Annotated in this window: 14 protein-coding genes; 5 read left to right on the forward strand and 9 right to left on the reverse strand. The window is 44.3% G+C overall.

The annotated features are described in order from the left end of the window. Positions 1-51: 51 nt before the first annotated feature. Both dinB (OCV12_RS03385) and dinB (OCV12_RS03390) read left to right on the forward strand, forming a co-directional pair. A complete protein-coding gene (dinB, locus tag OCV12_RS03385) occupies positions 52-1,113 on the forward strand; it encodes a DNA polymerase IV (protein ID WP_261885353.1) in 1,062 nt (353 codons plus the stop codon). 111 nt (positions 1,114-1,224) lie between these two features. Next, positions 1,225-2,244: a DNA polymerase IV gene (gene dinB, locus OCV12_RS03390; protein WP_449361572.1), complete on the forward strand. Its 1,020-nt coding sequence runs from the start codon at positions 1,225-1,227 to the stop codon at positions 2,242-2,244. 64 nt (positions 2,245-2,308) lie between these two features. Here dinB (OCV12_RS03390) and OCV12_RS03395 read toward each other — a convergent pair whose 3' ends face one another. Beyond that, positions 2,309-4,243 carry a RecQ family ATP-dependent DNA helicase gene (locus OCV12_RS03395; RefSeq protein ID WP_261885354.1) on the reverse strand — a complete coding sequence of 645 codons (1,935 nt, stop codon included), beginning with the start codon at positions 4,241-4,243 and terminating at the stop codon, positions 2,309-2,311. A gap of 145 nt (positions 4,244-4,388) precedes the next feature. Here OCV12_RS03395 and OCV12_RS03400 point away from each other — a divergent pair, with 145 nt between their 5' ends. The 3 genes from OCV12_RS03400 to OCV12_RS03410 all read left to right on the forward strand — a co-directional run bounded on the left by OCV12_RS03400 (position 4,389) and on the right by OCV12_RS03410 (position 7,365). Next, on the forward strand, positions 4,389-4,862 hold the full coding sequence (locus OCV12_RS03400) for a GreA/GreB family elongation factor (protein ID WP_176681874.1): 474 nt from the start codon (positions 4,389-4,391) through the stop codon (positions 4,860-4,862). Positions 4,863-4,950: 88 nt separating this feature from the next. Beyond that, on the forward strand, positions 4,951-5,727 hold the full coding sequence (locus OCV12_RS03405; RefSeq protein ID WP_261885355.1) for a YggN family protein: 777 nt from the start codon (positions 4,951-4,953) through the stop codon (positions 5,725-5,727). Positions 5,728-6,003: 276 nt separating this feature from the next. Further along, positions 6,004-7,365 (forward strand): sodium-dependent transporter, encoded by a 1,362-nt coding sequence (locus tag OCV12_RS03410; RefSeq protein WP_176681872.1) that lies wholly within the window; start codon positions 6,004-6,006, stop codon positions 7,363-7,365. A 162-nt stretch (positions 7,366-7,527) separates the two neighbouring features. Here OCV12_RS03410 and lipA read toward each other — a convergent pair whose 3' ends face one another. The 8 genes from lipA to rlmH form a co-directional block, all read right to left on the reverse strand. Beyond that, entirely contained in the window at positions 7,528-8,493 is a 966-nt protein-coding gene (gene lipA / locus OCV12_RS03415) for a lipoyl synthase (protein WP_017059920.1), read from the reverse strand. A gap of 4 nt (positions 8,494-8,497) precedes the next feature. After that, on the reverse strand, positions 8,498-9,157 hold the full coding sequence (gene lipB, locus OCV12_RS03420) for a lipoyl(octanoyl) transferase LipB (RefSeq protein ID WP_004737632.1): 660 nt from the start codon (positions 9,155-9,157) through the stop codon (positions 8,498-8,500). A 195-nt stretch (positions 9,158-9,352) separates the two neighbouring features. Next, a complete protein-coding gene (gene ybeD / locus OCV12_RS03425; protein ID WP_026084358.1) occupies positions 9,353-9,631 on the reverse strand; it encodes a DUF493 family protein YbeD in 279 nt (92 codons plus the stop codon). 231 nt (positions 9,632-9,862) lie between these two features. Then, positions 9,863-11,044: a serine hydrolase gene (locus OCV12_RS03430; RefSeq protein WP_017068508.1), complete on the reverse strand. Its 1,182-nt coding sequence runs from the start codon at positions 11,042-11,044 to the stop codon at positions 9,863-9,865. A gap of 93 nt (positions 11,045-11,137) precedes the next feature. After that, positions 11,138-11,977 (reverse strand): septal ring lytic transglycosylase RlpA family protein, encoded by an 840-nt coding sequence (locus OCV12_RS03435; protein ID WP_261885356.1) that lies wholly within the window; start codon positions 11,975-11,977, stop codon positions 11,138-11,140. Positions 11,978-11,980: 3 nt separating this feature from the next. Beyond that, entirely contained in the window at positions 11,981-13,102 is a 1,122-nt protein-coding gene (gene rodA / locus OCV12_RS03440; protein WP_261885357.1) for a rod shape-determining protein RodA, read from the reverse strand. After that, positions 13,102-14,994 carry a penicillin-binding protein 2 gene (gene mrdA, locus OCV12_RS03445; RefSeq protein WP_239847273.1) on the reverse strand — a complete coding sequence of 631 codons (1,893 nt, stop codon included), beginning with the start codon at positions 14,992-14,994 and terminating at the stop codon, positions 13,102-13,104. Before mrdA ends, rodA begins: the two co-directional genes overlap by 1 nt. 6 nt (positions 14,995-15,000) lie before the next feature. After that, positions 15,001-15,471, reverse strand: coding sequence for a 23S rRNA (pseudouridine(1915)-N(3))-methyltransferase RlmH (rlmH, locus tag OCV12_RS03450; RefSeq protein WP_261885358.1), 471 nt, complete (start codon positions 15,469-15,471; stop codon positions 15,001-15,003).

The raw sequence follows: 15,471 nt of genomic DNA on the forward strand, positions 1-15,471 counted from the left end.
GCTGTTCTACCATTAGACTTGCCTCTTATCTAGACTCGAAAGTAAAACCATATGACTAGGAAAATTATTCATATAGACCTTGATTGCTACTATGCCGCTGTAGAGGCTCGTGATAATCCAAAGCTAAGGGATATACCATTGGCAATTGGTGGTTCTCAGAATCGCCGAGGCGTGATATCAACATGCAATTATCCAGCACGGAAGTACGGTGTCCGTTCTGCCATGGCTACCGCTCATGCTCTCAAGCTTTGTCCTAATCTTACTGTAATTCGGGGAGATATGGAAAAGTACAAGGCTGTCTCTAAACAGATTCATGCGATATTTAGACGTTATACAGATCTAATTGAACCACTGTCACTAGATGAAGCTTATTTAGATGTAACTGATTCAAAACTATTTAGAGGCTCAGCTACATTGATTGCAGAAGATATACGTAAAGCTATTGAATCTGAACTAAAACTAACAGCCAGTGCAGGCGTAGCTCCTATCAAATTCGTTGCAAAAGTAGCATCGGATGTTAATAAACCAAATGGTATTTGTGTTGTAACTCCACCTGAAATAGAAGGGTTTATTGACAAGTTGGACTTAGGAAAAATCCCAGGTGTAGGGAAGGTCACATTAGAAAAACTTCACAAGCTTGGTTTGCACAAAGGAGAAGATGTGAAAAATTACGATCAACACTTGCTACTAAAGCATTTTGGTAAGTTTGGTCGCTCTTTGTGGGAACGCTGCCATGGTATCGATAGACGTGAAGTGATACCTACAAGAATAAGAAAGTCATTGGGTGTAGAAAGAACATTTGCGCAAGACATACATGCTGAAGAGGAATGTATTGGAGCTATCGAATCATTATATGAAGAGTTGGAAACAAGGTTTAACAGGATAGCGGAAGAAAAAAAAGTTATAAGGCAAGGGCTTAAGCTTAAGTTTAGTGACTTTAAGCAGACAACTGTTGAACATAAGCAACTTAGTCTTGATAAAGCTTTTTTCTTTGAGCTGTTGAAAGAAGCTTTAGGGCGGTCGGATGGTCGAGGTATCCGCCTTATTGGTCTTTCTGTAGGACTAGAGCCTAAAGAAGAACTGTCGACTCCTCAGATGACGCTTAATTGGTAAATCGTGTATTGTAAGTTAACTCTGTAAGCAATTATTTTTTTTCAAAATACTGTTAATTAAGTATTAAATTTCATTTCATCTGTAAAGCTTACTTTTTACACCCGTGGTTTTGTGGACGCAGCTGTAGAAATGCGAGACAACCCATCTTACCGAAATCGGCCGCTCGCAGTGGGTGGTCATGAAAAACAACGCGGCGTGTTGAGCACGTGCAACTACGAAGCGCGTAAGTTTGGCGTTCGTTCTGCTATGCCTACTGGTAAAGCGCTGCAACTCTGCCCTAATTTGCTGGTCGTGCCGGGAAGAATGTCAGTCTATGTCGAGATATCTAAGAAGATCCGCGAAATCTTTTCTCGATATACCTCAGTGATTGAGCCGCTTTCTTTGGATGAAGCGTTTCTTGATGTGACTGACTCAAAACAGTGCCATGGCTCGGCGACGCTCATTGCAGAGTCGATCCGTCGTGATATCTGGAACGAACTCAATTTAACGGCTTCCGCAGGTATTGCTCCGATAAAGTTCTTGGCGAAAGTCGCCTCAGATATGAATAAACCTAATGGGCAATTTGTTATTCCTCCTCAAGACGTGCAAGCGGTGATCGATGAATTACCCCTCGAAAAGATCCCAGGCGTTGGCAAGGTGAGTATTGAAAAGCTGCATCAAGCGGGCTTCTTTACCTGTAAAGATATTAAAGAATCTGACTATCGCGACCTGCTGCTCAAGTTTGGCCGCCAAGGAGCGTCACTTTGGAAGCGCAGCCATGGCATTGATGACCGAGAAGTGATCATTGAGCGTGAAAGAAAGTCGGTAGGCGTTGAGCGAACCTTTACCCAAAACATATCGACCTATGCTGAATGTTGGCAGGTCATAGAAGACAAGCTGTTTCCTGAGCTCGAAACTCGTTTAGAAAAGGCTAGCCCAAGTAAAGCGATCATCAAGCAGGGAATCAAACTCAAGTTCGCTGACTTTCAGCAAACCACTATCGAGCACATACACGCTTCACTCGATCGTGAACATTTCAAAGAGCTCTTGAGTGAAATACTGAAAAGGCAACAAGGGCGAGAGATACGCTTACTAGGCCTAAGTGTGATGTTACAACCCAAAGACCAAATGCGTCAGCTGAGCTTTTTTTAGAGATAGTGGGTTTAGTGAGCACCGACTACGCTTCATAGCCTAGTCGGTTTTTTATAGGTAAGAGTTACCTAGGAAGTTGTTTCACTCGCGCTAAAGTATCACTGAATGGTTGTTGCTCTAGCTTTCCGTAGCCGACCATTTTACTGGCTTTAAGCTTGGTTGAAAGTGGGGTAGCGATTCCACATAGAAAACGAGTAATCGCTTCGTCTGTAATCAACTGCTGGCTTGCGGAAATGAACTCGTGAATCCATGTCATTACTGTTTCATCATCAATAGGTTCAACATCAACGGTTGGTAAGGTTGCTACTTGACCGCGACATACAGAACAGTGACCACACTTTGTTGGTGCTTTGTCATCGGCAAAGTAACTTGCAAGGCGTGAGCTTAGACAGGTGTCGGCTTCAAAGAAGCTCAGCATCTGATTAAGACGATTGATTTCACTGTTCTCTTTTGCCTTAAACAACTCAGTTAATCGCTCAGATAATTGCATCATATCTTCAGAGGTATTGTGAATCGCGTAGACATCCGTGATCTGTTTGCTTTCTAGCTCAATCCAGCCCTGTTCATTAAAGTAATCAATAGCCGTAATCACACGCTGGCGATCCGCTTGGAAGTGTGTCCAGAGCGCCTCGAAATCAACTTGGCACCAGACTCTTGCTTGTGGTGAACATTGGAAAATCGCTTCTACGAAATTACGACGTTCACCTTGGAACTGTTCGCAGATCTGCTGTTTAGGGCGAATGAACTTAAATTTGTAATCCGCGAAGTAGCTGTACTTCGGCTCAATCACCCCTTCAATTTCAAGGTAAACTAGGAGTGTTTTCAGCGGTAGCTGACGAATGTTGGATTCACGCGATAGCTGATTAAGCATGATCTCCCATTGATTCGAACCCGAAGCATTAGTGTTTTGGTTTTCGTAGATCTCTTTTAATACTGCCTGGATCGATATGTTGTCTGGCGTATCGCCAAATACAAAGTTTTCTAGTGTGCTCAAGCCGTGTTTGTTCGCGAGCAAGATACACTCAGAAGCTTGTCCGTCTCGTCCTGCTCTGCCTATCTCTTGCGAGTAGTTCTCTATCGATTTTGGAAGATCAAAGTGAATCACTCGGCGAATATTCGACTTGTCGACACCCATGCCAAATGCAATGGTTGCCACGATGCAGTTGACGTCATCAATCATGAACTGATGTTGGATGGCGTCTCTGTTTTCTGGCTTAAGGCCGGCATGATAAGCCACGGCATTTACGCCAGCATTACGAAGTTGTTGAGCGACCATCTCTGCTGTTTGTTGAAGAGTGACATACACAATAGTCGGAGCGAGAGAAGCTTGATTAACGACATTACACAAGGTTTCTAGTTTGCTGGCTTGTTCGCAAGGTTGAATTGAAAGGTGTAGGTTCTGACGATAGAAGCCGGTAACCACAACACGTTCCTCATCGATATCAAACTTAGACTTCATATCTTGGATAACAGAGGTCGTCGCGGTTGCCGTGAGCAATAGCACTTGAGGAATATTCAGCTGCTTTTGGTATTGAGGAAGTTTTAGGTAGTCTGGTCTGAAGTTGTGACCCCATTCTGAGATGCAGTGCGCCTCATCGACCACAAGTAACGAGATAGGCACCTGGGAGATAAACTGACGAAAGCGTTCGTTCTTCAGGCGCTCAACCGAGATCATTAGGATTTTTGTGTCACCGTTACGTACGGACTGCATAACCTGTTGTGTGGTTTGTCTGTCTTGGCTTGATTCGATGGCAGCCGCGCTGATGCCTTTACTGTGTAAGAAGCTGAGTTGGTCTTTCATTAAGGCTAACAGTGGCGATATCACCAAGGTTAAATGAGGAAGCTCTAATGCGGGTAATTGGTAGCAAAGCGACTTACCTGATCCCGTCGGGAATATCGCGGCTGTCGAGTGACCAGATAGAACATTATCAATGACTTGCTTTTGTCCGTTTCGTAGTGAATCGAATCCGAATACTTGTTTTAGCTTCTGCTCAATCATTTATGTTCTACCTGATTTAATAAGTGTCGTATTGATGCTAAAGCGGGCGTCTATTCATGATAGCGTCGCTTGTTGAATCAAATGTCTTGCACCTGATTGTACCTAATTCTATTCTGTAGCTCCTATAGAAAAGCACCCCAATAGTATGAATAAGTCTGAGCTTCGACAAATAATCATTGAGCAACTCGAAACCCGATTACGTATCGCGCAGTCCGCTACCCAGCGTGCCATTGACGCCGCAACCGATGAAGAGACAGTGCCAGAGCACAAGTACGACACCTTAGCTCTAGAAGCCTCGTATCTTGCCCATGGACAGGCGGTGAGAGTGCAAGAGTGTGAAGATGATATTCAGTGCTATCGAAACCTTGTATTGCGAGACAGTGAAAAAATTACGGTGAGCAGTTATGTGGTTGTGATTGACGAGCATGACCAATATAAACACTTTTTTATGGGGCCGAGAGTTGGTGGACTCTCTGTTATGTGGAATGATCATGAAGTTGCTATCGTGACCTCGAACGCGCCGTTTGGTCAGGCTCTAATGGGTAAAGAAGTTGGCGATGAGATTGAGTTTAAGGTTGCTGATAAACAGTTTTGCTACGAAGTTATATCTATCGACTAACTAACGGACTAATAGATATAAAACGTTTCTCTGACAAAGAAGCATAAACCCAAGGTATAGTAATTTGTCAGATTGATGAGAGGATGTTATGAAAAGCAATGTATTTATGAAAAATAATGTATTAATTGCATCACTAACAGCGGTTATTGCTGTTGTGAGTCTGCCAACGTTTGCAGCGCAGTGTCGAGTTGATTTGAAGAATGAATTACGAATCGATGACCAAAAAGTCGAAATCCATCAGGTGAATGGTGATACTGCGGTCTTCGATGAAAACAATGACCTCTATATCCATGGCGAGAAAGTTGAGCTCGATGCTGACCAACAAGCCGCGATAGAGAAGTATCGTGACAGCATGAGTGAGTATTTACCTCGCGCAAAGCAAATGGCTAACGAGAGCTTAGCATTAGCCAATGACGTTATTGATGATATTGCCGCTAGCCTAGATTCGCCTGAGTCGTTTGATAATGTGAAAGAGTCAATGGAGACGTATTTTGCTGAACTTGAGGCGCGTTACTACAAAGATGGTGAGCTAGTATTACCAGCAGACAGTTTCGACTCGATGGCAAATGGCTGGTCTGAAGATTTCGAGAAGGCTAAGGAGATCTTTAATCAAGAGTTTATCTCGAGTGCTTTCAATGCGATGTCTGAAAAGATGAAGCAAGAGGGTGGGCTAAACCTGACTGAACTGGCTGACAGCATGGCGGATCTCAAGCTTAAAGTTGAAGAACGAATGAAAGAACATGCTCAGCAAATGCAAGAAGAAGGCACTGAGTTCTGTGATTCACTTGATGAGATGGCAGAACAAGAGCAAGAACTGCATGAAATCATTCCGAACCTGAAAGATTACCAAGTATTCACTATTTAATTCGAGTCTAGTGATGAATAACAAGAGCACCGGTTGGTGCTCTTTTTGTTTGTATTGTTCACTCAATGATAAGTATCAACTTTGTGGCTAGGCTATGTTGATAATCCTTTTGTGTCTATTGTTGGAAAACTATCGAACTGGGTTGTTGTTAATTTTGTGGTTCTAAATAGCGTATTGATTGTAAAAATTAGACAATTGTTCATTTATTGGTTGTGTCTATCATTGCTTTTGATTACTGTACTTCTCAACTAGTTCACTGATTTTTATGCGGGCAATATGGACCAACAATCTTCCTCTTCAAGAGAGCTATTTAGTTCTCGTTTAGGTTTTATTTTAGCAGCGGCTGGTGCAGCTGTTGGCTTGGGTAATATTTGGGGTTTCCCAACTCAAGTTGCGAGCAATGGCGGTGGTGCTTTTCTGCTTGTTTACCTAATCATGATCTTCGTGGTTGCTTTCCCTATGCTGGTGGTGGAGATGGCGATTGGCCGCCACGGCCAAGCGAACCCAGTTGATAGTATGCGTTCACTAACTGCTAATCCGCTAGGCAAGAAAGTCGGTGAATTTGTTGGTTGGATTGGCCTCAGTGTTCCAAGCGCAGTGTTGGCGTTTTATAGCATTGTCGGCGGTTGGTTGATCTGTTTCTTAATCGGCGCTGTTGCTGATCTGATTGGCCTTGAGGCGATTGCGGATTGGTTTAAAGGCTTCAGCGTTGAGCGTAATGTCTTTGGTACAGTTGCGTTCTACGTACTGACGATTTTGATTGTGCAGGGCGGTGTTAAGCAAGGTATCGAGAAGTGGTCGACGCGTTTGATGCCGGCACTGTTTGTATTGTTCGGCCTATTGTTTGTCTACATTATGACGCAATCTGGCGCGATGGAAGGCTTAAAACATTACCTAGTTCCAGACTTTGAGAAGGTGTGGGATAGAAAGCTGATCCTAGCGGCGATGGGACAAGGCTTCTTCTCGCTAACCATTGGTGGCTGTTCAATGTTGGTTTATGGCTCTTACTTAAGTAAGAAAGAGAACCTGCCAAAAATGGCGATGAACGTAACCTTGGTTGATACTGCTGTTGCGTTTATTGCAGGCTTAGTGGTTATGCCTGCGATGTTTGTTGCGATGCAAAAAGGCGTTCAAATCTACGCAGAAGATGGCTCGCTGTTAAGCTCTGACACGCTAGTGTTCACGGTTCTACCTCTAATGTTTGATAGCTTAGGTGTGCTTGGCCAGATCTTTGCGATTGTTTTCTTCTTATTGCTAACGATTGCCGCACTGACTTCTTCTATCTCAATGCTAGAAGGCCCGGTAGCGCTAGTGAGTGAGCGCTTCAATACCAGAAGAACGCCAACAAGTTGGGTGATTGGTGGTGCTATCGCACTGTTCAGCGTGGTAATTGTTTACAACTTTGCTGCGATGTTTGGCATGGTGGCGATGATAGCCACTCAATACCTTCAACCGATTGCTGCATTGATGTTCTGTCTGTTTGGTGGCTGGGTGTGGAGTCGAGCTTCAAAAGTGAAAGAGCTTGAGCAAGGTTGCCCTGATTTTCAGCTTGGCTGGTTTGGTAAGGTTTGGCCGATGTATGTGAAGTTTGTGTGCCCAATCTTAGTGGCAACGGTAATCTGGGCTTCTTTCGGTTAATTAACCATAATTGTTCACTCGTCTTAATTTAACAAAGCCGCTCTCCTAGAGCGGCTTTGTTGTATAGGAACTATGGTGATGTAACGTGACGGTCTGTCGATACTAAAAAGGCGCATACCCGAGGGGACGCGCCTTTTAAATAGAGGAGAGTTAAGTAATCGCTTACTTAATTTCCATACCTTGAGCTTGTAGATCTGCATGGTAAGAAGAACGTACAAACGGACCACAAGCAGCGTGTGTGAAGCCAAGTTCAAGAGCAATCTCTTTAAGCTCGTCGAACTCTGAAGGCGGCACGTAGCGTTCTACTGGCAAGTGGTGACGGCTTGGTGCTAGGTATTGACCTAATGTCAGCATAGTTACACCGTGTTCGCGAAGATCTTTCAGTACTTGAACGATCTCTTCTTTCGTCTCACCAAGGCCCATCATTACACCAGACTTTGTTGGGATATCTGGGTGTTGTTCTTTGAACTTCTTCAGTAGATCTAGAGACCATTTGTAGTTCGCACCTGGACGCGCTTTACGGTATAGGCGTGGCGCTGTCTCTAGGTTGTGGTTGAATACATCTGGCGGGTTGTCTTTCATTAGGTCAAGCGCAACGTCCATACGACCGCGGAAGTCTGGTACCAGTGTTTCGATACGAATATTTGGATTTAGTTCGCGAATCTCACGGTTACAGTCAGCAAAGTGCTGAGCACCGCCGTCACGCAAGTCATCGCGGTCAACTGAAGTGATTACCACGTACTTCAGTTTCATGTCTTTAATTGTCTTAGCCAGTTTCTTCGGCTCTTCCGCTTCAGGAGCAACTGGACGACCATGGGCAACATCACAGAACGGGCAGCGACGTGTACAGATAGCGCCAAGAATCATAAACGTTGCCGTACCGTGGTTGAAACACTCGGCTAGGTTAGGGCAAGACGCTTCTTCACAAACTGAGTGCAGGTTGTTTTTGCGCATTGCTGATTTGATTTCTTGGATACGATGGCTGTCTGAAGGAAGTTTAATCTTCATCCATTCTGGCTTACGTAGCACTTCTTTCTGTTCAGCAGGCATATTCTTTACGGGAATTAATGCCATTTTGTCAGCGTCACGATATTTAACGCCTTTTTCCATTTGGATTGGTTTGCTCATGATTTTATGCTTCTGCTGTAATGTTACTGGTGGCTTGAATGTCTACTTGGTCATAGCCGAGTAGCTCTACGAGCTCTTGTATTAACTGTTGCTCAACGTTTTCTAGTTCACTTGGCCCGCCAAGTTGGCTGACCTGTGCCATTTCCATGCCTTGATAACCACATGGGTTAATGCGCAGGAATGGAGACAGGTCCATATCGACGTTCAGTGCTAGCCCGTGGAACGAGCAGCCGCGTCGAATACGTAATCCGAGTGAACAGATTTTCTTGCCATCGACATAAACACCAGGAGCGTCAGGTCGGGCAGCTGAATCTATATTGTAAGCTTTCAGAGTATTGATTACGAGGTTCTCGATATGAGTAACCAAATCACGCACTCCGAATTTCTTGCGGCGAATGTTAATCAGAAAGTAAGCAACTAACTGACCTGGACCGTGATAAGTCACTTGGCCACCGCGATCGCTTTGTATCACAGGGATATCACCGGCATTTAATACATGCTCAGCTTTGCCTGCTTGTCCTTGAGTGAAGACAGGGTTGTGTTCAACCAACCAAACTTGGTCTACGTCTTCTTCCGTGCGTTCGTCTGTGAACTTATGCATAGCTTTCCATACAGGTTCATAATCCTGACGGCCTAATTTTTTTACGATTAGCTTATTTTGCAAAGCGGCACTCCCTCAAGGATTAATAAAGTGAACGCATTATAAACGCGAAACATGATTCTAACTACAGACGGACTGCAAGGTTTTTCAACTTTCTTTGTATTTATTTAAAATTAAGTTGAATGAATTTGGTGTCGATACTGTGCTTTAAACAAAAACAGCGGCAATAAGCCGCTGTTTTTCATGCGTAATCGAAGATTACAGAACCATACGAACGATTTCGATTTCGCCCAGTTCTTTGTATAGTGTTTCTACCTGCTCAATTGACGTCGCAGTAATATTGATAGAAACAGAGTGGTAGTTACCTTTCGCACTCGGTTTTAGCGTTGGGCTGTAGTCACCAGGAGCATGACGCTGGATCACTTCTAGCACTAGCTCAGTCAGTTCTGGCTTAGCGTGGCCCATTACTTTGTAAGTGAATGAACAAGGGAACTCTAAGAGGTCTTTTAGTTTTGCATCAGAATTGATGTTCATGATTAGCTCCAAAAGGCTAGACTCTCGCAAATTGGCGATAGTCGATAAAAAGCATGTTCGGTCTACAGACACGAGTAATAAGGCGGAATATTACGTGTAAATATCACCGAACTCAAGATCAACAAAAGCCGCACATGGCGGCTTTGGTTTCGTTAATGAGTAAATAATGAACTTACTCATTAGGTTAGCTTTCCAATAAGCTTAGGTTTTGTTTAGGACAAACCTTTTACTTACTTAGAATAAGCCTTTGAACAGCAGTACTAGGTAATCCCACAGACGGCTAAATAGGCTACCTTGGTCTACGTCTTCCAGTGCTAGTAGTGGGTATTCAGCAACGTCTTCACCATCAACTTGGTAGAATAGTTTACCAACCACATCGCCTTTGCTGATTGGCGCTTCTAGCTCTTTCTCAAGTACAAAGCTTGCTTTTAGGTTTTTAGCTTGGCCACGAGGTAGAGTCACGAAAGTATCTTCGTCGACACCAAGCGCAACTGTGTCCTTGCTACCCATCCAGATTTTCTCTTCTACGAAGGTTTCACCAGCAGTGTGCGGTGCCACTGTTTCGAAGAAACGGAAACCGTAGCTAAGAAGCTTTTTGCTTTCTGTTTTACGAGCGTTCGCATTCTTAGTACCCATTACAACCGCAACTAGGCGCATTTTGCCTTCTGTTGCTGAGCTTACTAGGCTGTAACCTGCGTTGCTTGTGTGGCCAGTTTTGATGCCGTCAACGTTCATGCTCTTATCCCATAACAGACCGTTGCGGTTGTATTGGGTGATGCCGTTGTAAGTGAATTTTTTCTCTGAGTAGATACGGTACTCATCAGGAACGTCGCGAATTAGCGCCTGACCAAGTAGCGCCATATCGTAAGGCGTTGAGTATAGGTTCGGGTTGTCTAGACCGTGCACGTTAGCAAAGTGCGTGTCTTTCATGCCGATAGAGCTTGCCCAAGCGTTCATTAGGTCAACGAATGCGTCTTCAGAGCCAGCAATGTGTTCAGCCATTGCAACACAAGCATCGTTACCTGATTGAATGATGATACCGCGGTTCAGCTCTTCAACTTTAACGGTTGTGCCAACTTCAACGAACATCTTAGATGAATCTGGGAAGTTTTTAGCCCAAGCATTTTCACTAATTACAACATCGTCGTTTAGGTTGATGTTGCCACGATCAAGCTCTTGGCCGATCACGTAGCTCGTCATCATCTTGGTTAAACTTGCTGGAGAAAGTTGAGTATTCATCTCTTTCTCTGCTAGTACTTTGCCTGAATGGTAATCCATCAGAACAAAACCTTTAGCGGCGATTTGAGGTGCATCAGGAACAACAATAGGAGCGGCGAATGACGATGTAGCTATCGTTGCAGAAAGCGCAACAGAAGTAGCAAAAATCGATTTAACAAGTTTATTAGATTTAATCATTTTGAATGCAATTATTTGGTGAACTATTCATATATTAACAGAATCACTCTGTCACACCAGAGCGCTGATTACCAGAAGTAACTGTTAGATTAATTAGCGAGTTAGGGTGTGTTTTTTTATATAAGCTGACGGGTAACCCATTAGCTTAACTTGTTCTAATTTCTCTTGAGTCAGAGCATAGTCATGAAATGGCCCAAGCATCAAACGGTAGTTGTCATCATTTGGCTGCAAGAACGTTGCTACTTCTAGCTTTTCGCTTAGATCTTTGGCTAACTTCTCTGTTCTATCTTCATGCGGAGATGTGGCAACTTGAATAATAAATTGCGGCAAAGCGGCCTTTTTCTTAGCGTCGGTTGGCATAGCTACAGTAATGACTTCTATCTCAACATTTGCAGTGCCAGTTCTTAATACATCGAGCTTGTAAGCAGCCGCATAACTAAGGTCAATGATTCGGCCTTCGTGGAATGGGCCGCGGTCATTGATGCGAACAATCGTGGTTTTGTTGTTGTCGGTATTGGTCACTTTTACATAGCTTGGAATCGGCAATGTTTTGTGCGCTGCAGACATCGAATACATGTCGTAAATCTCGCCATTTGAGGTTAAATGGCCATGAAATTTCTTACCGTACCAAGATGCTTTTCCTTTCTCGGTAAATCCTTCCGTCTCTTTGACGATCTTGTAGTCTTCACCGCGCAACGTGTAGTCATTGTTACCACCTAAACTGTAGGGTTCATACTGTGGGTGAGCGTCCTCTAAATGCTCTACCGAGATAGGCGCGTCTGGCGCAATATCTGAATCAATATCGTAGCGCCCCGTTGGTTGCTGTGAAGAACAACCATTGATGAAAACAGCTAGCCCAACAATAGAGAGGATTTTTTTAATTGGCAGTTCATCAACCAAGGATGCTTTTTTTGAAAACGTTGTAATAGACATCGATTAGGTCGCCTTTGAGAATGCTTTTCTGTGTGTGTGGATCGACATTAAAATACCAAAACCAGCCATGAGGGTAACCATTGAAGTACCGCCATAACTGACTAGAGGAAGAGGGACACCTACAACCGGTAGGATGCCGCTTACCATGCCAATGTTTACAAAAATATAGACGAAGAAGCTTAGTACAATACTGCCTCCCATCATTCGACCAAAGGCCGTTTGAGCTTGGCTAGCCAGTACTAAACCACGTCCAATAATAAACAGGTAGATAGCAAGCAAGAACAAAATACCGATCATACCCCATTCTTCGGCAATAACCGCAAAAATGAAGTCGGTGTGACGCTCTGGAATGAACTCTAGTTGAGATTGAGTACCTTGCAGCCAGCCTTTTCCTGATATACCACCAGAACCTATCGCAATCTTACTCTGAATGATGTGGTAGCCCGCACCTAATGGATCTGATTCAGGATCAAAAAGGGTTCTTACACGTACTTTTTGATACTCACGCATCAAGAAGAACCACAAAATTGGTATGAACGCCCCAAGTGCTATCGCAGCACTGGCGATGATCTTCCAGCTAATACCCGCTAGGAATATTACAAAGATACCCGACGCAGCGATAAGGATAGAAGTACCTAAATCGGGTTGCTTCGCGATTAAAATCGTCGGGACAAACACCATCACTAGCGAGATTGCTAGTGTTTGGAAAGTTGGTGGTAGTGATCGCTTACCGATAAATCGAGCCAGCATCAAAGGTACCGCCAGCTTCAACAACTCGGAAGGTTGGAATCGAATAAAGCCGAAGTTTAACCAACGTTGAGCACCCTTAGAGGCCTCACCAAAGAACAATACGCCCAATAGTAAAATGACACCGCCAGCAAACAGCAGCGGAGCTAAGGTTTCGTAGGTCCGTGGTGAGATTTGCGCTAAAAAGATCATCACACCCAAAGACAGACCCATACGCATAGCTTGACGGTCCATCATCGCAAGGCTTTGTCCGCTTGCGCTGTACATGATCAATAAGGCAAAGCCCATTAAAACCAAAATGCCAAGCAATAATGGCAGGTCGATATGTAGCCTTTCGAATAAGGCTCTATTTCGTCCAGTTGAGGGATCAAGTTTCATTATTTAATTGGCTCACTTTGATAATCTTCTGCAAGGATAATATGGTCTAAAATCCTTCTTACTACTGGGCCGCCATTAGAAGAACCGCCACCGGCATTCTCTAGAACGATAGTCACGACGGCTTCAGGATCTTCAAAAGGCGCATAGCCAGTAAAGAGGGCGTGATCGCGCAAGTGCTCTGCGATTTCGTCCGCGTTGTACTCTTCATCTTCTTTAAGGCCGAATACTTGCGCAGTACCCGATTTACCCGCGGTTTGGTAAGACATCTTCTGGAATGAACGTCTTGCTGTACCTTTCTTACCGTGGTTAGCCAGCCTCATGCCTTCCTGAGCGATATCCCAATACTTCTTCTTAACCCCGGTTAGCGGTGGGTAAGTTTCAATGTCTGACATGATTTGTTCATCGAATGGACGGCCATTATCAATGGTTGAACGCAGTAGGTGAGGTGCTGTCACTTCACCTTCATTGACTAAGACAGAGGTTGCTTTTGCAATCTGCATTGGTGTCGCTGTCCAGTAGCCTTGTCCAATACCAACAGGAATGGTGTCACCCTGATACCAAGGCACACGGTGTCTGGCCATCTTCCAATCACGAGTTGGCATATTGGCCTTGCTTTCTTCGTAGATATCGATGCCAGTATAATCACCAAAGCCGAACATCATCATCCATTTGGATATGCGATCAATGCCGAGATCATAAGCAATTTGGTAAAAGAAGGTATCTACCGACTCTTCAATTGCTTTCTCTATATCCACGACTCCGTGTCCCCAACGTAACCAGTCACGGAATGGTCTCGTTTTTGAGTTTGGTATCTTCCAATAGCCTGGGTCATTGCGCGTAGTGTTTGGTGTAATAACACCCTCTTGCAGAGCAGCAACAGCAATAAAGGGTTTGATCGTCGATGCCGGTGGGTAAATACCTAGCGTGGCACGGTTAACCAAAGGGCGGTTTTTGTCTTGGAGTAGCGCGTTATAGCCTTTAGACGAGATACCATGCACGAATGCGTTTGGGTCGTAACTTGGGCTCGATACCATGGCTAACACGCCATTGTCTTTCGGATCGAGAACGATAGCTGAACCACGGCGGCCATCAAGTAACTTATGTACGTATAGCTGTAGTTTGATATCTAAGTTGAGTACGATATCTTTGCCTGGAACCGAAGGTACAAATTTGAGGGTACGAATCACTCGTCCACGGCTGTTAACTTCAACTTCTTGGTAGCCTGCCGTACCGTGCAACATGTCTTCGTAATAACGTTCAATGCCCAGCTTACCGATATCACGAGTAGCTTGGTAATTGGCGTCTTTCTCTTCTCGCATCAAGCGCTGCATATCACGATCATTGATGCGCGATACATAGCCAATCACGTGAGTGAGCACATCGCCATACGGGTAGAAACGCTTCAATGTTCCTGTAACTTCAACCCCCGGGAATTTGTGTTGGTTTACAGAGAAGACGGCAACTTGTTCTTCAGAGAGTTGATTAAGAATCGGTACCGATTTAAAGCGTCGTGAATTACGACGATCACGATTAAAGCGCTCGATACGTTCTGGTGGGATCTCGATTAATGCTTGCAGACGAGCAAGCGTGTCATCCATATCTTTGATTTTTTCGGGTATGATTTCTAGATTGAAAACAGGACGGTTTTCAGCAAGAAGTACACCGTTGCGATCGTAAATCAAACCACGATTAGGGGCGATTGGAACGACCTTGATACGGTTGTCGTTAGAACGAGTTTTATAGTCTTGGTATTGATTGACCTGAATGTTGTACAGGTTAACAACCAACATTGACATCATGACTATGATCCCCGCAAACGCAACAAAAGCACGGCTAGTAAATAGTCGTGCTTCTGCTTTGTAATCACGGATTTGGCTACGTTTACGTAACATTAACGCTTATTCTCGATGATAAGGGTGGTTAGTAGTGATGCTCCAAGCTCGATACAAGCTTTCAGCCATGATAACGCGTACTAATGGGTGAGGGAGAGTAAGCGCAGACAGAGACCAACTTTGGTCTGCAGCCGCTTTACATGCAGGTGCTAATCCTTCAGGCCCGCCAATTAGGATAGATACGTCACGTCCATCCAACTTCCAACTTTCTAATTGCTCAGCAAGTTGAGGGGTATCCCACTTTCTACCTGGGATATCGAGCGTGACAATGCGGTTGCCTTTTGGAACTGCAGCCAACATCGCTTCGCCTTCTTTTTGAAGAATGCGTGCAATATCTGCATTTTTACCGCGCTTTCCTGCAGTAATTTCAATGAGCTCTAATGGCATATCGTGAGGGAAGCGGCGTTTGTATTCTTGAAAACCTTCTTCAACCCACTTTGGCATTTTTGTGCCAACTGCGATTAACTGGATCTTCAA

The sequence above is a fragment of the Vibrio pomeroyi genome (assembly GCF_024347595.1).
Taxonomy (GTDB): domain Bacteria; phylum Pseudomonadota; class Gammaproteobacteria; order Enterobacterales; family Vibrionaceae; genus Vibrio; species Vibrio pomeroyi.